This is a genomic window from Sinorhizobium sp. CB7, from assembly GCF_041357635.1.
Taxonomy (GTDB): domain Bacteria; phylum Pseudomonadota; class Alphaproteobacteria; order Rhizobiales; family Rhizobiaceae; genus Rhizobium.
The window spans coordinates 104,361-124,023 of record NZ_JAULLL010000017.1 but is presented as its reverse complement, the minus strand read 5'-3'; the positions used below and the strand labels follow the sequence as shown (position 1 = coordinate 124,023).

Here is a 19,663-nt window from a genome sequence, read left to right as displayed (position 1 = left end):
CAAGTTCAGCACAGATCGGGCCTGCTATCGTTCAAGCCCGGCGGAGTTGGGGTAAAACCGGGGATTGACCATGATCATTGAAGACCAGAGCGCCACGATTGCCTTCCTGAGCGATCCCTCCACCTTCTCGGTTTCAGCGCCGGTCGAGACGATGGAAACGCATATCTCGCGGATCTTCCTGGCCGGCGACCGTGCCTACAAGATGAAGCGCGCCATCAAACTGCCCTATGCGGATTTCTCCACCGCTGAGCTTCGGCTTGCCGCGTGCCAAAAGGAGGTCGAACTCAACAGGCTGACGGCGCCCAGCCTCTATCTCGGCGTCAGGTCGATCTTCCGCGATAGCGACGGGCGGCTGAGCTTTGAGGCCGAGGGAGAACTCGTGGACGCCGTCGTCGAGATGGTCCGTTTCGACCAGACGCAGCTCTTCGACCGGATGGCGGTCGCGGGCGAGCTGACCCCGGAGCTGATGACGGCGGTTGCTGGGATGATCGTACGTTTCCACCGGATCACGCCGGTCGTAAAGGTCGCAGGCGGCGCAGCCCAGATGACGGCGGTCCTCGACGTCAACCAGGCGGGCTTCGCCACGAGCCATGTCTTCAGGGCCGAAGAGATCGCCGCGTTCGGCCGTCTCTTCCGCGAGCGGCTCGCCCGCCATGCAGCACTTCTCGACAGACGCGCGGAGGCCGGAAAGGTCCGGCGCTGCCACGGCGACCTGCACTTGAGAAACATCTGCCTGCTCGACGGCGAGCCGAGCCTCTTCGACTGCATCGAGTTCAACGATGAGATCGCGACCGTCGACATTCTCTATGATCTCGCCTTCCTGCTGATGGACCTCTGGCATCGTGGTTTCCCCGATCTCGCCAATCTGGTGATGAACCGCTACCTCGACGAGGCGGACGACGAGGATGGATTTATCGCCCTGCCGTTCCTGATGGCCGTACGCGCGGCCGTGCGGGCGCATGTCACCGCCACGCAGGCAGAGGGGGGAGGCGCAAAGGCCGCCGAGCTTGCAGCCGAGGCACGCTCCTATTTCGATCTCGCCCGCTTCTTCCTGACCGAGCATCCTGCGCGGCTGATTCTCATCGGTGGGTTGAGCGGCTCGGGCAAGTCCACGGTTGCCTCGGCGCTTGCGCCCAAAGTCGGCTCGCCTCCCGGTGCCCGTATCATCGAGAGCGATCGCGTGCGCAAGGGCATGCACGGCGTCTCCGCCGAAACGCGGCTTCCGCCGGCCGCCTACAGGCCGGAAGTCTCGGCCAAGGTCTATCAGGAAATGGCCTGGCGCACCGGCCTCATTCTCGCCGAAGGCGGTGCCGTGGTCGCCAATGCCGTCTATGACCGGGCGGTCGATCGCCGGATGATCGAAAAGGCGGCGATCGACCGCCATGTCGGCGTTACGGCCCTCTGGCTCGATGCAGATCCCGCGCTGCTATGGCAGCGTGTCGATGAGCGCAAGGGCGGCCCTTCCGATGCGACGGTCGACGTGCTTTCGCAGCAGCTCGACCGCAAGCCCGTCGATGTCGACTGGGAAAGACTGGATGCGGGACAGCCGTGTGAAGCGCTCGTCCAGCAGATCCTGGAGACGCAGCCGCGTGTCCTGCTGGATGCGTCATAAACAGTCTTATTGTGCCGCCTGGTTCAGGGCGGCGCGATCCATCAACAGATCGAGAAACGCTCGCGGCGCCTGATCGATCGGGGCTTCGCCATCTTTCTCGTGGGCCGCACAGGCAACCACCAGCTCCCAGCAGATCTCCGGCTCCGCCAGCCTGATGATGCCGAGCCGCGATTGCTGGGCTTCCGCGATCGGCTCGGGAACGAGCGCGATGCCGAGGCCCTGCGCCACCAACTCGATCAGCGTGCCGAGGTCGCTCACCTCGAAGGCAATGCGCCGTTCGACACCCGCCTGGGCAAAGCCGCGGTCGACCAGCTGACGCGTACCCCAATCCGGTTCGAAATCGACGAATGGCTCATCTCGAAAGGCGGAGAGGTTCACGCTCTCGCGGCCGGCAAGGGGATGGTTGCGTGCCGAGATCGCCACCAGCGCCTCGCAGGCAATCATCGTCGTGGCGATGCCGTCGATCTGATCCGAGAGCGGCAGGATGGCGAGATCGAGCTTGCCGCTTCGAACTTTCTCGGCAAGGTGGGAGGAATTGCCCTGGCAAAGCCGGACTTCGATCTCCGGATGCAGCGCGTGGAAGGAGGCGAGAACCGAGGGAAGATCGAGAAAAGCCGGAAGGCTCTGGACCGTACCGATGCTGAGGCGGCCGCGCCGCAAACCCTGCAGCGCAGTCACCGCCTCGCGGGCATCGCGTACCGCCTCGAGCGCGACACGGGCCTTGTCCAGAAACACGCGCCCAGCCGCCGTCAGCCGCACCTGGCGCGTATTGCGCACGAAAAGCTTGGCTTCAAGTTCATCCTCCAGCGCCCGTATGGAGCTCGACAGCGCCGACTGGACGATATTGATGCGTCGGGCCGCACGCGTGAAATGCTGCTCTTCGGCGACGGCGACGAAATGCTGTAGCTGGCGGAGTTCCATGGAGTCCTCGAAGCCTGATTAAGCGGAGAGGGAGATGAATATAGGTTCGGGGTTCGGTTTGGAAGATTAGTTTGAGCTCAAGAAGAGGGCGCCAAGAGAGTTGAATCGGGGTAGTACTAGATTCTTTGCAGCCAATCGGGGGCATAGGCATCCATTTTCTTGTTCTCTCGCCAGCGGGTAAACCGGCTGGTCCAGTGTTGCTCGACATCAAGCGCAATAGCGAAAGGCAGATAGCGTTCATAAAGCTCAGTGGACATTTCCGGGCCTTCCACCTCCCCGAGGAGATAGCGGCGCATCATCTGTACGTCACTGCGGATCTGTTGCTGTTGCCGCGTCGGTTTACGCAGCAATAGCAGAACCAAAACAATGCCACCGAGGTCCAGACAAATCGCGATCAGATATGGCAACTGTTCGGCAGTCACCATGTTGTTCAGGACATATAAAACCGAGAGGACGATCAGGGCTGGCAAACCAAACACCATGGCGAACGTCTGTTTGGTTTGCTCGACTACGCCTGTTGGCTCAGGAAAACGCTCTGGATATCGTAGCCATGCAATCAGGAAAACGGACGCCAGCAGGATCGCGCAAATGGCTGCTGTAAAAATCACAAGGCCAGAGAAGTAGGCGACAGCTGAACCTAAAGCCAAAATAAAGACTGCTATCCGCAAATACCCTGCCGCTTGCTCGCCTCTGGCCTTCTCATATTCCCCGAGGACCGCTCTCAACAGCTCGTCTCCCAGACCATACCAGGCTTGTTTAACCCCACGCCGATTGTCGACGAGCCGCTGTTTGCGAATTTGGTCGCGCGCTACACGTAGCGAATTTGAAAGACCCTTGCGTTTGGCGCGGGCCGCCTTGGACTTGCCATCGATGAAGTCCGAGACCTCGGCATCGTCTCCGAGACTGGAAATGCGAAACCACCCCTTTATGGCGAGATGGCAAAGCGACGCCATAAAGCCTCTCTTCTCCCCACCTCCTTTCCAATCGAGCCACAGGTAGGCCGCGAGCGCAGGAGATATGATGTCGTGCATATCGTTATCGATTTCGCCCCCGTGCGCTTTCGCTCGCCGATGGGTTCGAAGTTTGAATCCGACAAACAAACATGTAATCAGCGGCCCCAAGAAACTTGCCAAGATCAGACGGTGGTCGACAAGCCACCAGCGAGCCACGTTCTCCGGCGTAGCAATGGGAAAGGTCCATGCCGGATATTCAATTTCAATGTCCGGCAGCACACGATCGATCTTGCCGGTCTTGATCGACACCAAGAGCTCGTTCGATGCGTTCTGTGTGATTTCATATTGGTCAGTTGGGGGGACGCGCACTGTTCCCCCCGCGGGCAAATGAACAACAATTGTCTTTCTTACGCCCCGATCATGGATGCTTCCCATATAGGCCGGCAGCACAAGAACTTGATAATTGCCCTCTCCGCGAACCAAGCGGTTGAGCCGATAGCTTATTTCAATTTTGTTAGGACCGAGGGGCAGGTCGGGACTGCAACTCCTGCAGCGTCTTTCGCCGATGTAGACAGAATGGCCCCGCAACGAGTTCTCCGTGAAATTATACTCGGCATCTCCTTCGCGTCGCGCCGCCAACAGGCTGAAATCTCTCCAGTGCATACCGCCCGACGCATCCATAAAGCGGTCAGGGATATCAACGTAGACGCCACCGTAGTTCTGCGCGATCTTTGTCATTACTTTGAAGGTGTCTGTTACAAGAGCGGTGCCGTCTCTGGACACTACCACCTTGCTTTCTGCTGAATATACATTGAATTCGTCTTCGAATTTGCTGCATGCAGTCAATGACATGAGGATTAGGCAAAGCGTAATCCACGCCAATACTCCAATTATCCTTCTCGACTGAGTTATGCGCGATGTGACGCAATAGAGGATATCGTTCTTCAATTTACAGACCGAATCTATGATTCCAATATTCCTTCGGAAGAGACAGTTTATACCGGGCGGGCGCAATCAAAAATGGCATCGATTCTGAAATAATCAGGATTTCCTACTAGCGATCGTAATATACGGCTGCCCGATCGATAGATGAGCACCACTAAATCTGGATACTTTTTCCCCGTGGATGGAGGTCCCCGACAGTCGCCCCGAGCCGCTCACCCCGACGACTTGTCCCCCTTCGGCGCGAAGAGGTTGCCGAGCTCCATCGGGAAGGGGAAGATCACCGTCGAATTCTTCTCGCCGGCGATGACGTTCAGGGTGCTGAGATAGCGAAGCTGCATGGCTTCCGGCTGGCGGGAGAGGATTTCGGCCGCTTCCACCAGCTTGGCGGCGGCCTGTTGTTCGCCCTCGGCATTGATGACCTTGGCGCGGCGTTCGCGCTCGGCCTCGGCCTGGCGGGCAATGGCGCGGATCATGGATTCGTTGATGTCGACATGCTTGATCTCGACATTGGCGACCTTGATGCCCCAGGCGTCCGTCTGGATATCGAGGATTTTCTGGATGTCCTCGTTGAGCTTGTCGCGCTCGGCCAGCATTTCGTCGAGGTCGTGCTTGCCGAGCACGGAGCGTAGCGTCGTCTGGGCGAGCTGGCTCGTGGCCGCCATGAAGTCCTCAACCTGGATTGTCGACTTCTCCGGATCGATGACCCGGAAGTAGATCACCGCGCTGACGCGCACCGAGACATTGTCATGGGAAATGACATCCTGGCTCGGAACGTCCAGCACCCGGGTCCTGAGGTCGACCCGGATCATCTGCTGGACGTAGGGGACGAGGAGGATCAATCCCGGTCCCTTGACGCCGGTGAAGCGGCCGAGCGTGAAGATGACGCCGCGTTCATATTCCCGCAGGATCTTGATCGCGGACGCGAGAACCAGCAGCAGGATGATGATGATCACGAGATAAAAGACGAGATCCGCGAACATGGCCATGATGTCTTCTCCTGCCTCCTGAACGCCCCTGGCTCTAAAGCCTGTCGCGCGAAAACGGATTCACACGACAGGCTTTACGTTTTTGTTTTTTATGCATGTCTTTGCCGCAAAACCGCTGGACACTTTTGCGCAACATGCATTAGATCAAAAAGTTGAGCGGGATGTTGCCCGAAAACCGCGGACACTTTTCGGCATCCCGCTAAATCTCATGTGAACTCCGGGTGACTTTGAGCGTGAGCCCATCGCGGTCCGTGACCTTTATTTCGTCGCCGCTGGCAAGCGGCTCGGCGGAGACAGCCTGCCAGCGTTCGCCACGCGCAATCACGTAACCGGTGTTGCCCGCCCAGCTGTCGACCCTGCCGGCAATGCCGATCATCTGCTCCGCGCCCGTGACGACCTTGCGTCCGCGCGAGCTGAAGGCGAGTGCTGCGACGGCGACGCTGAAAGCCAGGCTGGCGAGGGCGATACCGCCAAGGACGGACCAGGAGACGCTCAAGCCCGGAATATTCGTATCGAAGAGAATGGTTGCGCCGAGCACCAGCGCCAGGCCGCCGCTGACGCCGAGGGCGCCGAAGCTCGGTGAATGCGCTTCCGCCACGGTCAACCCGACACCGAGAAGGATCAACGCGATACCGGCAAAGGTGACCGGCAACAGAGCCAGCGCATAGAGACCGAGCAGCAGGCAGATCGCCCCGACCGTCCCGGGAACAAAGGTGCCCGGCGTCAGAAATTCGAAGATAAGGCCGTAGATGCCGACCATCATCAGGATCAACGCGATGTTCGGATCGGTGATGATCGAAAGCAGGCGGGTTCGCCAATCCGGCTCGAATTCCTCGATCGCAAGATTCGCCGTCTCGAGCCGGACGTCCGACTGTCCAACGTGCACGACACGGCCCTCCGCCTGCTTCAGGAGATCGGCGGGCGTCGTTGCGATGAAGTCGATGACGTGTTCGCGCGCGGCAGCCGTGGCCGGGAGACTTGCCGCCTCGCGCACGGCGCGTTCCGCCCAGTCGGCGTTGCGGTTGCGCAGTTCCGCAAGACCGCGGATATAGGCAACCGCGTCATTGATCGCCTTGGCTGTCTCGGGAGATTGCGAGCCCTGCTTTTGATCGGCGTTCGGCTCGCCTGACTTGTCGCCGCCGCCAGGTGTGCCGCGATCCGGTTGAGGTCCGCCAATCATGATTGGCGTCGCCGCTCCCAGGTTGGTGCCCGGCGCCATCGCCGCGATATGGCTTGCATAGAGGATATAGGTGCCGGCGCTGGCGGCTCGCGCGCCGCTCGGGCCAACGAAGCTTGCGACAGGCACAGGCGAGGCAAGGATGGCCCGGATGATTTCCCGCATCGAGCTGTCCAGGCCGCCCGGCGTATCCATCTGGAGAATGACCAGAGATGCCTTTCGATCGGCGGCGTGCTCAAGGCCGCGCTTGATGTAATCGGCCGTTGCCGGGCTGACGGCGCCGGTCAGCTTCAGAACGACGGCGACAGGTGGAGATCCGGTGGTCGGCTGAGCGGCCAGACCGAAAGTCAGCAGCAGTGTGAACAAAAAAGCGAGAGCCTGCGACAGTCGCCGCCAGGATCCCAGATGCAGCACTACCTTTCTTCGAATATTCATACTCTTAAATATATGGCGGAACGGGCAAATCGGTAAGATGCGTGAGGCTCGGGCCTCGCAGAACTGTTGAATCTTTTTGACGAAGGCGAAATTCCGCACGCCCTTGCCGGACTGCCTGTGACGGCCGTACGATATGCGGTCGGCCGGGGGGCCGATCAGAGGGGTGGAATGAGCATGAACTTTCCAAGGTTGCCGCTTCTTGCAAACCTGGAGGGCTACCGGGCGAACTGGCTGCGCAACGATGTCTCCGCCGGGCTTGCGATCGCGGCCGTGGGATTGCCCAGCGCCATAGCCTATCCGGCGATTGCCGGCTTGCCGGCGCAGACCGGCATCTATGCGAGCATCGTTCCCCTCATAGCTTACGCACTCGTTGGTCCGTCGCGACAGTTGATCGTCGGTCCCGATGCTGCGACGATGACCGTGCTTGCTGCGATTATGGTGACGGTTCCCGCCGGCTCGATGTCCGATCGTGTCGCGGTGGCGGCGTTGCTGGCGCTGGCCGTCGGAGTCCTGTGTCTTATCGCACGCGTCGTTCGGCTCGGGATGATCGCGACTTTTCTGTCCCGGCCGATCCTCGCCGGATTTTTCGCCGGCATTTCGCTTTCGATCCTGATCGGGCAAATCGATCGGGTTACCGGAGTCAAGATAGATACGTCGGGGCTGGTTGCGCCGATCGTCGAAGTCTTAGGCAAGCTCGGAGCGATCCATTGGCCATCGTTCCTGCTGGCGATCGCCATGTTCGCATTGCTGCAGATCGCGCATGCCGTGCGCTCCCGGGTTCCCGGCCCGGTCCTGGTGGTCGTACTCTCCGTATTGCTTTCGGCTATATTCGATTTCGGAGGGCGCGGGATCGCCGTCGTCGGCGATCTTCCTGCGGGGCTGCCGCCATTGACCATGCCGGCGACGGCAGGGCTCCCCTTTGACAGGTTGGTGCTTGGTGCGGCTGCAGTCTTTGTCGTCAGCTTCGGTGCCGGCATTATCACCGCCCGGAGCTTCGGAGCCCGGGGTGGCTATCGGGTCGATCCCAATCGTGAACTCGTGGGCTTTGGGGCGGCAAATATCGCCAGCGGCCTCTTCGGTGCCTTTCCGATCACCGCGTCCGATTCGAGAACGGCCGTGAACATGTCCGTTGGCGGCCGGTCTCAAATCGCAAGCCTCGTGGCAGCTGCAGCCTTGATGCTGGTGCTGCTCTTCCTGGGCGATGTGTTGAGGATTTTGCCGATTCCGGCGCTCGGCGCGATCCTGGCCGCGACCGCGCTCAACCTGATCGACCTGACGGCATTGAAGCAGATCTGGCGTATCAGCCGTATGGAGTTCGTTTTTGCTCTCATCGCGATGTGGGGGCCGATCAGCCTCGGCGTCCTGGAGGGTGTGATCATCGCCATTGGTGCAACATTGGCCTATCTCTTTTCCGAGATGATGTTTCCGCACGACGCGCTGCTCGGTCGTATTCCAGGCCGAGACGGTTTCTACAAGCTTCACAAAACCCCTGCGGCCCGTCCCGTGCCCGGCTTGACGGTCTGCATGCTCCAGAACAGCCTTCTCTTTTTCAACGCTGACTATATCCAGGAACGCCTGAGGACCATCGCAGACGAGCTGCCCAAGGATACCCGATGGTTCGTGATCGATGCGAGCGCGATCCCGCAGATCGACAGCACCGGAACGATGATGCTCGGGGAAGTGCATGCCGACCTGAACCGTCGCGGGATCGCATTCGGTCTGGCGGAGCTCCACACCGATACGCGAGCCATATTGGAGCGCGCCGGCGTGATCGAGAAGATCGGGCCTGCGATGATCTTCGAAGGAATGGATGACGCGTTCCATGCCTTCGAGGCGTCTTATCAGTCTCCACACGCGGAGCCGGTTAGCGGCTAGTTTGCCAAAGGCAGCTGCGTTACATTATGCGGCGCTATTTATTGGGGCTGCTGTCAATGGATCTGCCTGATGCCGCGCGATGACGTCGCAGAGCTGATCAGCCGTGTCGCCCTCGGCGACCGCAGGGCTTTTGCCGCGCTCCACGATGCCACCAGCCCGAAACTTTTTTCCATCTGCCTGCGTATACTCAAGGATCGCATTGAAGCCGAAGAGGCGCTGCAGGAGATCTATGTGAAGATCTGGCAGCGAGCCAAGGTTTTTTCCACGAGTTCGGGGACATCTTCCGCCTGGCTTGCGGCAATCGCGCGCAACCAGGCGATCGATACGATACGCGCCCGCAGGCCGGTCGCCGACGAGCTGGAAAGTGCCTACGACCTTGCCGACACCGGCCTCGATCCGGAAACGCATGCGGTGCTGAAGGGTGAGGGAAGGCGGATTGACACCTGCATGGAAGAGTTGGACGCTGATCGTGCGGTGGCGGTGAAGAAAGCTTATGTCGAAGGGTTGAGCTACCAGGAACTGGCCGATGAATTCGGCGTGCCGCTCAACACGATGCGGACCTGGCTCCGGCGCAGCCTGTTGAAATTGAGAGAGTGCCTGGAACGATGACATCGTTGGATCAAGACGGAGGAGGCCGCTCCCGTGACGACGTGCTCGCGGGCGAATACGTGCTCGGCGTTCTCTCGCTTAGGGATCGGCGCATCGTCGAGGAGCGCATTCGCAGCGACGGACAATTTGCAGCGCTCGTCAGCCGCTGGGAGGCAAACCTTTCTCCCCTCAACGAGGAATATGAAGAGATCGCGCCCGGCATGCAAAGCTTCGAACGGATCGAGGCGCGCCTTTTCGGCGCGCCGGAGCCGGCGCCCAGCTTTTTGCGCGGGCTCTGGAATTCGGCCGTCTTCTGGCGATCGCTCACCTTCGCCTCGCTGGTGGTTGCCGTCGGGGCCATCGTCTTTGCCTCCGGCATCGTGCCCCAGCCGCAAGGCCCCGCGCAGCTGGTTGCAGAGCTTTCGGCGGCGGACAGCCAGGTCAACCTTCTTGCTTCCTATGATGAGCAAAGCGGCCGGCTGAGGATCGTGCCGGTCGCCGCCGGCCGGCCGGAAGAGAAGTCGCTTCAGCTCTGGCTCGTGCCGGGCAGCGGCGCGCCAAAATCGCTCGGCATATTCGAGCCCGGCAGGAGCGGCGAACTCATCATCCCGCAAGCGCTGCGTGGTGATATCGGCGAGGGAGCGACGCTTGCCGTCAGCCTGGAGCCTTTCGGCGGTTCGCCAACCGGCCTGCCGACCGGTCCGGTCGTTGCGAGCGGCGCGACACGCCGGCCCTGAATAAAGGCGGCTCATCCGGAAGGCAGAGTCGGATCAGCGGATCCGCACCATGCCAAGAATCTGCTCCCGATGAATCCATTTCCACGTGATGCCGACGATCACCCGATGGTGCGAAAGAGATAAGCCATAAACAAAATCCTCTCCTCTGAAACTCTTGTTCCCACCGCTCCGTAACTGCTGATGTCGGACGGCGCTGAAGCATAAAGCCAGCGGTCCGCGGCCGACGATGAGGAGAACGAACATGATCAAGTCCCCACTGCGCACTATCGCGCTCGCCACTGCCGTTTCCGCGTTGGCCTTTGCCGCGCAGGCCAAGAACCCGACGGTCGGCGGCGCGCCGATGTACCCGACGAAGAACATCATCCAGAACGCCGTCAATTCGAAGGATCACACGACGCTGGTTGCCGCCGTCAAAGCTGCCGGCCTGGTTTCGACGCTCGAAGGCAAGGGGCCGTTCACGGTCTTCGCCCCGACCAACGCGGCCTTCAAGGCTCTTCCGAAGGGCACTGTCGACACATTGCTGAAGCCAGAGAACAAGGCGACATTGACGAAGGTTCTGACCTGCCATGTGGTCGCCGCGGATGCTATGTCGAAGGCCGTCGTCACGATGATCAAGAACGATGGCGGCGAGCATGACATCAAGACGGTCGGCGGCTGCATTCTCAAAGCCAAGCAGAGCGGGGGCAAGATTACCCTCACCGACGAAAACGGCGGCGTCGCCCATGTGACGATCGCCGATGTCAAGCAGTCGAACGGCGTCATCCATGTCATCGATAAAGTGCTGTTGCCGAAGATGTGAGCGATCGGGATGTAACGCATCGGGCTTCCCGTGCGTTTCAGGGGCGACGTCCATGAGGTCGCATAAAGTCTTGTCTTAGCGACCGCATGGTCCGATGATCGCCTGGAAGGCTGGTTCGGCCTGGTCCGCCGTTGCGGATCAGGCCGGATTGGCTGCGGCGAGTGTAACATTTGGCATGCAGCATCCGTATCAGTCGACAGGAGCCCGGAAGCTGGCCGATAGTGCGGCCGTTGGCCCGGGATGATAGCAAGAGGAGCATTCCATGGCCGCTCCCGGCAGTATCGACAACGCCTCCACCGGTCACGCGCGGATCTTCATTCGCCGTCATTCCGTGGTCACCCGCATCACGCATTGGATAAACGTGCTATGCCTGAGCCTTCTCCTCATGAGCGGGCTGCAGATCTTCAATGCCCATCCTGCCCTCTATTGGGGACGGTATGGCGCCAATGCCGATCCGTCCTGGCTGCAGATCGGCGCCATCGAAGACGGCGACACGGTTCGCGGCGTAACTCGCATCGGAAGCCTCTCCATTCCGACAACCGGCATTCTCGGCGCCTCGAAGGTCGATGGAGACTGGACCGAGCGCGCCTTTCCGTCCTGGGCAACGATCCCCAGCTATCAGGATCTGGCGACCGGCCGGCGCTGGCACTTCTTCTTTGCCTGGCTCTTCGTCATCAACGGCTTCGTCTACCTGCTCTACGGTTTCATCGGCGGGCATTTTCGCCGCGACCTCGCGCCGAGCGCGGAAGAGGTCACCCCTCGCCATTTGAAACAGGAAATCATCGATCATGCCCGGCTGCGCTTTGCGAAGGGCGACAAGGCCCGGCGCTATAATGCGCTGCAAAAGCTTACTTATCTGATCGTCATCTTCATCTTGCTGCCGCTGATGCTAGCGACCGGTCTCACCATGTCGCCGGCCATGGATGCGGGCTTTCCGTTCTTGCTCGATCTTTTCGGCGGACGTCAGTCGGCGCGGGCGATTCACTTCATCAGCGCCTCAGCGATCGTGCTCTTCGTGATCATCCATATCGTCATGGTGATTCTCTCCGGCCTCTGGAACAATCTGCGCTCCATGATCACGGGCCGCTACAGTATCGAAACGGAAGGAGCCGACCGATGACCTTTTTCATCACGCGCAGGCGCCTGCTGATTGGGTCGGCTGCCGGACTCGGCGCCATTGGGCTCACCGGTTGCGACGACCTCTCGGAGAACCCGAATGTTCGCAACGTGCTCGACATGGCTGAAAACCTGACGATGAAAAGTCAGAGGCTTCTGGTTCCGAAGGACAGACTCGCGCGGGAATTTTCGCAAGCCGACCTCTCCCCGGTCTTCAGATCGAACGGCACCAGCCAACCCGACAGCGAGGAATATGCACGCCTGTCCGAGACCGGCTTTGCCGACTGGCGGCTCAAGATCGACGGCATGGTGGAGCGACCGGTTGAACTTTCGCTTGCGGAGCTGAAGAAGCTACCGTCCCGCACGCAGATCACCCGGCACGACTGCGTCGAGGGATGGAGCGCCATCGGAAAGTGGACGGGCGCTCCCCTCGGCCCGATCCTGCAGAGCGTCGGACTGAAGCCCGGCGTGCGCTATGCCGTCTTCTATTGCGCCGATCAGCTTGAACAGACGCTTGACGGCAGTGGCACCTATTACGAAAGCATCGACCTGATCGACGCCTTTCACCCGCAGACGATCCTTGCCTATTCGCTGAACGACAAGGATCTTGATGTTCCGCATGGCGCTCCGCTCCGGCTTAGGGTCGAGCGGCAGCTCGGCTATAAGCACGCGAAATATTTGATGCGCCTCGAGATCAGGGACAGCTTCGCCGGTATCTGGGGCGGGAAGGGCGGTTTCTGGGAAGACCGCGGCTACGAGTGGTATGCGGGGATATAAGGTGAGGGCAGCCAGTTCTTTTGGCGATCGAGCGCATTGCATCCTCGGCTGCGCTCATGCCGCTCCACAAGTGATCCTTGAAATCGCTCGCGATCAGGTGCCGGTTCGAAATGACAGGGTGACCGGGGCGCGTCCTGTCCGACGCGGCGTCCTCGCTTCGCCAGGTATTAACTGACGCAAAGTCAGGCTTTGTGCGGCTTCGACCATCTGCCTGAGATGATCCTCATCGCGGACGCCCTGTCGATAGAGCGCGATGGCGATGGCGGCTATCCTTTGCGCCTCTTCCGAGTCCTTCGGCGCCCCGAATTCTGTTCGCACGGTGTCAAATACGCGTTGGCATAACGCCAGATCCCGGGAATTCAACGGCTCCTCGGGTCGCCCCATGACCGTCTTCACCATGGTGGCTCACCTCTCCTGAGGCCCGCCCCGAGAGGTGGCGGGCCGATATTGAGAATTTAGAAGTCCATGCCCGCGCCCGGCGGCATGGCCGGAGGCGCCTCCTTCTTCGGTTTCTCGGCGACCATGGCTTCCGTCGTCACCAGCAGGCCCGCGACGGAGGCCGCGTCCTGAAGGGCGGTGCGTACGACCTTGACCGGGTCGATCACACCCATCGCGTAAAGGTCGCCGTATTGGTTGGTCTGAGCATTCCAGCCGAAGGAGAAGTCCGTCTTCTCGCGCAGCTTGCCGACGACGATCGAGCCTTCCGCGCCCGCGTTCTCGGCAATCTGGCGAACAGGAGCCTCGATCGCGCGGCGGACGATGTCGACGCCGACGCGCTGGTCCGGATTCTCGGGCTTGAGGCTATCGAGAGCCTTGATGACGCGCAGCAAGGGCACGCCGCCACCCGGCAGGATTCCTTCCTCAACGGCTGCACGGGTCGCATGCAGCGCATCGTCGACGCGATCCTTCCTCTCCTTCACCTCTACTTCCGTCGAGCCGCCGACGCGGATGACTGCGACGCCGCCAGCGAGCTTGGCAAGGCGCTCCTGCAGTTTCTCGCGGTCGTAGTCGGAGGTGGTTTCCTCGATCTGTGCCCTGATCTGAGCGACGCGGCCCTGGATATCCGGCTTCGAACCGGCACCGTCGATGATCGTCGTGGTTTCCTTCTCGATGACCACTTTCTTTGAGCGCCCGAGCATGTTCAGCGTGACATTCTCAAGCTTGATGCCGAGATCTTCGGAGACGACGGTACCACCGGTGAGGATGGCAATATCTTCGAGCATGGCCTTCCGGCGATCGCCGAAGCCCGGGGCCTTCACGGCAGCAATCTTCAGGCCGCCACGCAGCTTGTTGACGACGAGCGTTGCAAGCGCTTCGCCTTCGACGTCTTCAGCGATGATGAGGAGCGGCTTGCCGGACTGGACGACGGCTTCGAGAATGGGAAGCATGGATTGCAGATTGGAGAGTTTCTTCTCATGAACGAGGATATAGGGATCCTCGAGCTCGACCCTCATCTTGTCCTGGTTCGTGACGAAATAAGGGGAGAGATAGCCGCGGTCGAACTGCATGCCTTCGACGACTTCGAGTTCGGTTTCGGCGGTCTTGGCTTCTTCGACCGTGATGACGCCCTCGTTGCCGACCTTTTCCATGGCCTCCGCCAGGAACCGGCCGATCTCCGCATCGCCATTGGCCGAGATCGTACCGACCTGGGCAATTTCTGAATTGTTGGAGATCTTGCGGGCATTCTTCCTCAGTTCGGCGACCAATGCTTCGACTGCGAGGTCGATGCCGCGCTTCAGGTCCATCGGGTTCATGCCTGAAGCCACGGCCTTGGCGCCTTCGCGAACGATGGCCTGGGCAAGCACGGTCGCGGTCGTCGTTCCGTCACCTGCGACATCGCTGGTCTTGGAAGCAACTTCGCGCAGCATCTGTGCGCCCATGTTCTCGAACTTGTCTTCCAGTTCGATTTCCTTGGCGACCGTAACGCCGTCCTTGGTGATGCGCGGTGCGCCGAAGGACTTGTCGATGACGACATTGCGGCCCTTCGGCCCAAGCGTGACCCTGACGGCATTGGCGAGAATATCGACGCCACGTAGCATGCGCTCCCGGGCATCGACGTTGAATTTGACTTCTTTTGCAGCCATTTCCTCACTCCTTATAAACGGCTAGCGTGACGGCAGATACCGCGTTCAGGCGGCCTGCTCCCCTGCGTCCTCGGCCCCGATGATCCCCATGACATCGCTTTCCTTCATGATCAGAAGGTCCTCGCCGTCCATCTTGATCTCGGTGCCGGACCACTTGCCGAACAGGATGCGATCTCCCGCCTTGACATCAAGCGGCTGGATCTGGCCAGCCTCGTTGCGCGCGCCGGGACCTACGGCGATGACCTCGCCCTCCTGCGGCTTTTCCTTGGCTGTATCGGGAATGATGATGCCGCCCTTGGTCTTTTCCTCGGACTCGACGCGGCGGACGAGAATGCGATCGTGAAGCGGTCGGAACGTCATGTCTTCCTCCTGGACAAGTGACGATTATGTTTGATGCTCCTCCTCCCAGACCGGAGCCCCAGCCCGGATAGCCGCCGCGCTTCTTGTCGAGCGTTCGGCGATAATGATCTGGTTTGAAGATTTTCATTTTCAAGGGGAAGAAATGAAAAAATTAGCACTCTGTAATATAGACTGCTAATTACAGGAAAGAAATAATGAATTGGCCTTGCAGGTTGGACTGTCCTGATATCGGCGGACTGCGGTAGCTTTGGAATTATAGCGCGGCTTGCATTTCTTCATGCGATTTGAAATGTCAGCTCAATGGCTGCCGATGGACAAGCGCAACGGCATCGAGCGCCGCGTTCGACACGACGCTCTATCGGGACCGGCGCGCCCGCTTCAGGATTTCATTTCCTGACGCCTATTTGGTGTTGATCGCAATTCGTTTGCCGGCCGACTGTGCCTTTTCCGTCTTCGGCAAAGCAATCCGCAAGACGCCGTTCTTGAACGTCGCATCGACCTTGCTCTCGTCGATCTCGTAGCCCAACGGAATCCGGCGTTCGAAGCGGCCGTAGAACCGCTCGGAGAATTGTTTGTCCTTGTCCTCGCTCTCGGCGCGTTTTTCCCCGCGCAGCGTCAACACGCCGTTGTCGAGCAGGATTTCGACGTCCTTATCCTCAAGTCCGGCCAATTCCGCCGTTATCAGGATTTCCTGATCCTTGTCGGTGATTTCGACATTCGGCCAGTTGGCGCCAAACGCCGGAAAGCTTCCGAAGCTTGTCGGCAAGCGCGGTTCGAATCCGCGGAAGGCATCATCGAACAAGCGGTTCATTTCCCGATGCAGGGCCAGGAAAGGGTTCCGCTCGATGTCGCGATAGGAAATTGGAGCCTGACTGCTGCGGCCCCAGGGAATGAGATCACGTACATTCATTATTCAGCTCCTTTCAATTCAACTGACGCCGGCGACCGCCGGCGTCAAAGCATGTGAGATATTGACTGCTATGCTACCTGTTTTTCGCCTTCGATCTGGTGAACCCCGGCAGCGGGCGAGTCGTCTCGAGCGATCTCGATCTTGCGCGGCTTCATACCTTCCGGCAGTTCGCGTACGAGATCGATCGCCAGAAGCCCATTGACGAGGCTTGCGCCTGTGACCGTTACATGGTCGGCGACCTGGAACCGGCGCGCGAAGTTGCGGCCGGCAATGCCGCGGTAGAGATATTCAGCCTTCTCTTCATCGGCCTTTGTGCCGCTGACGACGAGCATATTCCGCTCATGGATGATCGAAATTTCATCCTGGCTGAAGCCTGCGACTGCTATCGCCACCCGGTATTGGTCTTCGCCGGTGCGAATGATGTCGTAGGGTGGCCAGTTATCGATGGGCGCGGCGCGATTTGCGTCGTCGAGCAGATCGAAGATGCGGTCGAAGCCGACGCTCGAGCGGTAGAAGGGGGAGAAATCAAATGCTGTCCTCATAGCCATATCCTCCTTGGAAGCAACATGGATAGAAGGAAGCCGCCGAAGAGAGCGGCTCCCCGACACACCAGCCCCATTTGGCGGCCGGTAATATCGATTTAGTGAATAAATTCAGCGTTTCAAGGGGTAAAGCTGAGGATTTAGATACGCATTTAACACGGCACCCATATTGCCGATACACGCGATAAACGTGTAGACTGAAGTGGCGCATCGCAGAGGGGAACCTGCATGGACATACGTCTGGCCACGCCGGCGGAGGATCACATTCTCGTCCGGCATTATCTTGGAATATGGGAAAGCTACGGCACACCAACCGATCATATTCAGGAGGACGCAAAAGAGCGGATCTCCCGCTTTATTGCCGAAGGCCGCGAGAGGCGGCAACTTGCGTCATTTCTGGCGGTATCCGGCGACAAGGTCGTCGGTTCCGCCTCGTGCCAAAAACATATGTCTCCCTTCCCGGAAATCATCAAGCCGGCATTCCGTCAGCACGGCTATATCTGGAGCGTCTTCGTCGAGCCGGATCATCGCAGACAGGGGCTCGCGAAAAGGCTGACCGACCATGCCGTGCAGTATCTCAGATCCATCGGTTGTACGACGGTCGTTATCCATGCTTCGGATGCGGGCGAGGCGGTCTATGCATCCCTCGGCTTCATGCCGGCAAAGGAGATGCGGTTGAAGTTCGAGCAGGGTGACGATTCCTGATGAGCCCATCATGGCCACCGCCGTGTATCGCGCTGTCCGATTCCAGCCGTTGTTGTGCTACACTAACAAAGGGCTTCTGAGAGCGCGAAGAATAGCGAGGACGGCATGTCGAAGGGCATTGGCGATACCGGCGGATTTGCGGAGATGGCGACATTCGTCCGGTCATTTCAGATCTCGAGGATGATTTCGGTGGCAGCCTCGCTCGGTATTGCCGATCGACTGGCTGAAGCGCCGCAGCCGGCAGATAGGCTGGCGCAGGAATGCGGAGCGGATCCTGGGATGTTCTTGCGTCTCTGCCGTGCCTTGGCGGCGTTCGGCATATTCACTGTCGATAATGAGGACAATGTCGCCCACAGCGATCACTCACGCTGGCTTCGCACGGATGCCGTACCCACACTCCACTACGCTGCGCGATACTGGGGCATGCCCAGCACCTGGACGACCTGGGGCGAGCTGGAACAGGCAATCCGGACGGGGAAGGCGCCATTCGAGGAGATCTTCGGAAGGCCCTATTTCGATTATTTGAAGATGAATCCGGCCGATGCCGAAATTTTCGAAAGCTTCATGCGCCACAGTCCCGACGACCGCCATGCCGCGGTGGTCGAGGCATACGACTTCTCCGGCAAGGAGGTGGTCGATGTCGGCGGCGGAAACGGCGCGCTTCTCGCGGCGATATTGGAGGCCAATGCGGATGCGAAAGGCCTTCTCTTCGATCAGCAGGCCGTCGTAGCGTCGGCGGGCGAAGTCCTCGGCAAGCACTCGGATCGCTGCAAGATCCAATCGGGAGATTTCTTCGACAGCTTGCCCGCCGGTGGCGACATCTACACGCTTTCGCAGATATTGCATGACTGGAGCGACGAGGCCTGTCTCAAGATCCTCAGCAATTGCAAAGCCGCCATGAGCGAAGCAGCACGCCTGCTGGTGATCGAGCGGGTGCTCGAGGTGGAGCCGTCCCGTTCCCTTGCGCTGAACTTCCTCTCCGACATGCATATGATGATGATGTTTCCGGGGGCAAAGGAGCGGGCGCCTGCCGAATTCTCGCAGCTCTTCCGGCAGGCAGGCTTTGCCGATCCGCGGATCATACCGACGCGTTCGGTATTTTGCGTCCTGGAGACGCGCCTGCTCGGCTGAAGCGGTCACACCACCAGCGCGAGGACAGCGATTGCCGTCAGATACAGGGAGGCGATGTCTATCGAGCGGCCTCAGTCATCATCGAACGTAAACTGGACGGCGACCCGATCGACAGTATTCAGATGCCGCCCACCAAACGGAAGATATCCCATGGAGAGTACAGACCAGAACCGCAGTCCGGCCGAAACCTATGACGAATTCTTCGTTCCTGCGCTGTTTGCGCAATGGGGAAACGTCGTCTGCGACGCGGAGGGAGTGGCACCCGGTCAGCGGGTGCTGGATGTCGCATGCGGTACGGGCGCATTGACACTTTCGGCCGCCGATCGTGTTGGAGCGACCGGCTCGGTTGTCGGGCTGGATGCGAATCCGGAGATGCTGGCGGTAGCGCGGCGAAAGCCGACCCGGATCGAATGGATCGATGGCAGGGCGGAGTCGCTGCCGATGCCGGACGGCAGTTTCGACGCCGCGGTCAGCCAGTTCGGCATCATGTTCTTCGACGATCGCCCTAAAGCCATGCGCGAGATGATGCGCGTTCTTCGTCCCGGCGGAAGGTTGGCTGTCGCCGTCTGCGACAATATCGGACACTCGCCGGGCTATTCGGCCTTCGCCGCGCTATTGGACCGTCTTTTCGGATCTGCGGTTGGAGACGCGTTCCGCGCGCCCTTTGTCCTGGGTGACCGCGAAACCCTTCTAGGCATCTGCAAGGAGGCAGGGATTACCGGCGCCGAGATCGTCCGCCACACCGGATCGGTGCGCTTCAAATCGATCGCGGCTCTGGTTTCGACCGAGCGGGCCTGTGTCTGGACCTTGGGAGGGCTGCTCGACGACAAACAGTTCGAGCGTCTGCTCGCCGGCGCCGAGACGTCCCTGCAGCCGTTCGTCAAGACCGATGGATCGATCGAGTTCGATATGCCGGCGCTTATCGTTACGGCGGTAAAGCAGGCAACGTCTTAAGACTGAACTTTCCTGCCTGCCCAAGATTTGCCCGAAAGGCCCGTTCATCAATCGCG

General features: G+C 59.9%; 20 protein-coding genes. 10 read left to right on the top strand and 10 right to left on the bottom strand.

All coding sequences use genetic code 11. The features are described 5' to 3' along the window. Positions 1 to 70 precede the first annotated feature (70 nt). Positions 71 to 1,612, top strand: coding sequence for an AAA family ATPase (locus AAE029_RS27415; protein WP_371076064.1), 1,542 nt, complete (start codon positions 71 to 73; stop codon positions 1,610 to 1,612). A 6-nt stretch (positions 1,613 to 1,618) separates the two neighbouring features. On the opposite strand, the gene AAE029_RS27410 is transcribed toward AAE029_RS27415, so the two are convergent. From AAE029_RS27410 to AAE029_RS27395, 4 genes are all read right to left on the bottom strand, one after another. Continuing rightward, complete coding sequence (locus AAE029_RS27410; protein WP_371076063.1) at positions 1,619 to 2,533, bottom strand: LysR family transcriptional regulator; 915 nt, start codon at positions 2,531 to 2,533, stop codon at positions 1,619 to 1,621. A 116-nt stretch (positions 2,534 to 2,649) separates the two neighbouring features. Next, entirely contained in the window at positions 2,650 to 4,368 is a 1,719-nt protein-coding gene (locus AAE029_RS27405) for a hypothetical protein (RefSeq protein WP_371076062.1), read from the bottom strand. A gap of 275 nt (positions 4,369 to 4,643) precedes the next feature. After that, entirely contained in the window at positions 4,644 to 5,417 is a 774-nt protein-coding gene (locus AAE029_RS27400) for a slipin family protein (RefSeq protein ID WP_371076061.1), read from the bottom strand. A gap of 199 nt (positions 5,418 to 5,616) precedes the next feature. Then, a complete protein-coding gene (locus tag AAE029_RS27395; RefSeq protein WP_371076060.1) occupies positions 5,617 to 7,029 on the bottom strand; it encodes a nodulation protein NfeD in 1,413 nt (470 codons plus the stop codon). A 168-nt stretch (positions 7,030 to 7,197) separates the two neighbouring features. On the opposite strand from AAE029_RS27395, the gene AAE029_RS27390 reads away from it, so the two are divergent. The 3 genes from AAE029_RS27390 (at position 7,198) to AAE029_RS27380 (ending at position 10,229) form a co-directional block, all read left to right on the top strand. Beyond that, the gene (locus AAE029_RS27390; protein WP_371076059.1) at positions 7,198 to 8,904 is read left to right on the top strand and encodes a SulP family inorganic anion transporter; all 1,707 of its coding nucleotides are present in this window, start codon (positions 7,198 to 7,200) and stop codon (positions 8,902 to 8,904) included. Positions 8,905 to 8,973: 69 nt separating this feature from the next. Further along, positions 8,974 to 9,513 (top strand): sigma-70 family RNA polymerase sigma factor, encoded by a 540-nt coding sequence (locus AAE029_RS27385; protein WP_371076058.1) that lies wholly within the window; start codon positions 8,974 to 8,976, stop codon positions 9,511 to 9,513. After that, the gene (locus AAE029_RS27380) at positions 9,510 to 10,229 is read left to right on the top strand and encodes an anti-sigma factor domain-containing protein (RefSeq protein WP_371076057.1); all 720 of its coding nucleotides are present in this window, start codon (positions 9,510 to 9,512) and stop codon (positions 10,227 to 10,229) included. Before AAE029_RS27385 ends, AAE029_RS27380 begins: the two co-directional genes overlap by 4 nt. A gap of 33 nt (positions 10,230 to 10,262) precedes the next feature. On the opposite strand, the gene AAE029_RS27375 is transcribed toward AAE029_RS27380, so the two are convergent. Continuing rightward, a complete protein-coding gene (locus AAE029_RS27375) occupies positions 10,263 to 10,472 on the bottom strand; it encodes a hypothetical protein (protein WP_371076056.1) in 210 nt (69 codons plus the stop codon). On the opposite strand from AAE029_RS27375, the gene AAE029_RS27370 reads away from it, so the two are divergent. The 3 genes from AAE029_RS27370 (at position 10,471) to AAE029_RS27360 (ending at position 12,921) form a co-directional block, all read left to right on the top strand. Next, on the top strand, positions 10,471 to 11,028 hold the full coding sequence (locus AAE029_RS27370; protein WP_371076055.1) for a fasciclin domain-containing protein: 558 nt from the start codon (positions 10,471 to 10,473) through the stop codon (positions 11,026 to 11,028). The genes AAE029_RS27375 and AAE029_RS27370 overlap by 2 nt on opposite strands. Positions 11,029 to 11,290: 262 nt before the next feature. After that, positions 11,291 to 12,148, top strand: a complete 858-nt coding sequence (locus AAE029_RS27365) for a cytochrome b/b6 domain-containing protein (protein WP_371076054.1) — start codon at positions 11,291 to 11,293, stop codon at positions 12,146 to 12,148. Continuing rightward, on the top strand, positions 12,145 to 12,921 hold the full coding sequence (locus AAE029_RS27360; protein ID WP_371076053.1) for a molybdopterin-dependent oxidoreductase: 777 nt from the start codon (positions 12,145 to 12,147) through the stop codon (positions 12,919 to 12,921). The genes AAE029_RS27365 and AAE029_RS27360 overlap by 4 nt, the downstream gene beginning before the upstream one ends. Before the next feature lie 93 nt (positions 12,922 to 13,014). Here AAE029_RS27360 and AAE029_RS27355 read toward each other — a convergent pair whose 3' ends face one another. The 5 genes from AAE029_RS27355 to AAE029_RS27335 all read right to left on the bottom strand — a co-directional run bounded on the left by AAE029_RS27355 (position 13,015) and on the right by AAE029_RS27335 (position 16,817). Next, a complete protein-coding gene (locus AAE029_RS27355) occupies positions 13,015 to 13,320 on the bottom strand; it encodes a hypothetical protein (RefSeq protein WP_371076052.1) in 306 nt (101 codons plus the stop codon). Positions 13,321 to 13,376: 56 nt separating this feature from the next. Next, on the bottom strand, positions 13,377 to 15,005 hold the full coding sequence (groL, locus tag AAE029_RS27350; RefSeq protein WP_371076051.1) for a chaperonin GroEL: 1,629 nt from the start codon (positions 15,003 to 15,005) through the stop codon (positions 13,377 to 13,379). 45 nt (positions 15,006 to 15,050) lie between these two features. Further along, positions 15,051 to 15,365 carry a co-chaperone GroES gene (groES, locus tag AAE029_RS27345; protein ID WP_371076050.1) on the bottom strand — a complete coding sequence of 105 codons (315 nt, stop codon included), beginning with the start codon at positions 15,363 to 15,365 and terminating at the stop codon, positions 15,051 to 15,053. 400 nt (positions 15,366 to 15,765) lie between these two features. After that, positions 15,766 to 16,275 (bottom strand): Hsp20/alpha crystallin family protein, encoded by a 510-nt coding sequence (locus tag AAE029_RS27340; protein ID WP_371076049.1) that lies wholly within the window; start codon positions 16,273 to 16,275, stop codon positions 15,766 to 15,768. A gap of 68 nt (positions 16,276 to 16,343) precedes the next feature. Continuing rightward, the gene (locus tag AAE029_RS27335; RefSeq protein WP_371076048.1) at positions 16,344 to 16,817 is read right to left on the bottom strand and encodes an Hsp20 family protein; all 474 of its coding nucleotides are present in this window, start codon (positions 16,815 to 16,817) and stop codon (positions 16,344 to 16,346) included. Positions 16,818 to 17,045: 228 nt separating this feature from the next. On the opposite strand from AAE029_RS27335, the gene AAE029_RS27330 reads away from it, so the two are divergent. From AAE029_RS27330 to AAE029_RS27320, 3 genes are all read left to right on the top strand, one after another. After that, complete coding sequence (locus tag AAE029_RS27330) at positions 17,046 to 17,522, top strand: GNAT family N-acetyltransferase (RefSeq protein ID WP_371076047.1); 477 nt, start codon at positions 17,046 to 17,048, stop codon at positions 17,520 to 17,522. Between the two features lie 105 nt (positions 17,523 to 17,627). Beyond that, on the top strand, positions 17,628 to 18,653 hold the full coding sequence (locus AAE029_RS27325) for a methyltransferase (RefSeq protein WP_371076046.1): 1,026 nt from the start codon (positions 17,628 to 17,630) through the stop codon (positions 18,651 to 18,653). Between the two features lie 150 nt (positions 18,654 to 18,803). Further along, entirely contained in the window at positions 18,804 to 19,607 is an 804-nt protein-coding gene (locus AAE029_RS27320) for a class I SAM-dependent methyltransferase (RefSeq protein ID WP_371076045.1), read from the top strand. Positions 19,608 to 19,663: the final 56 nt, after the last annotated feature.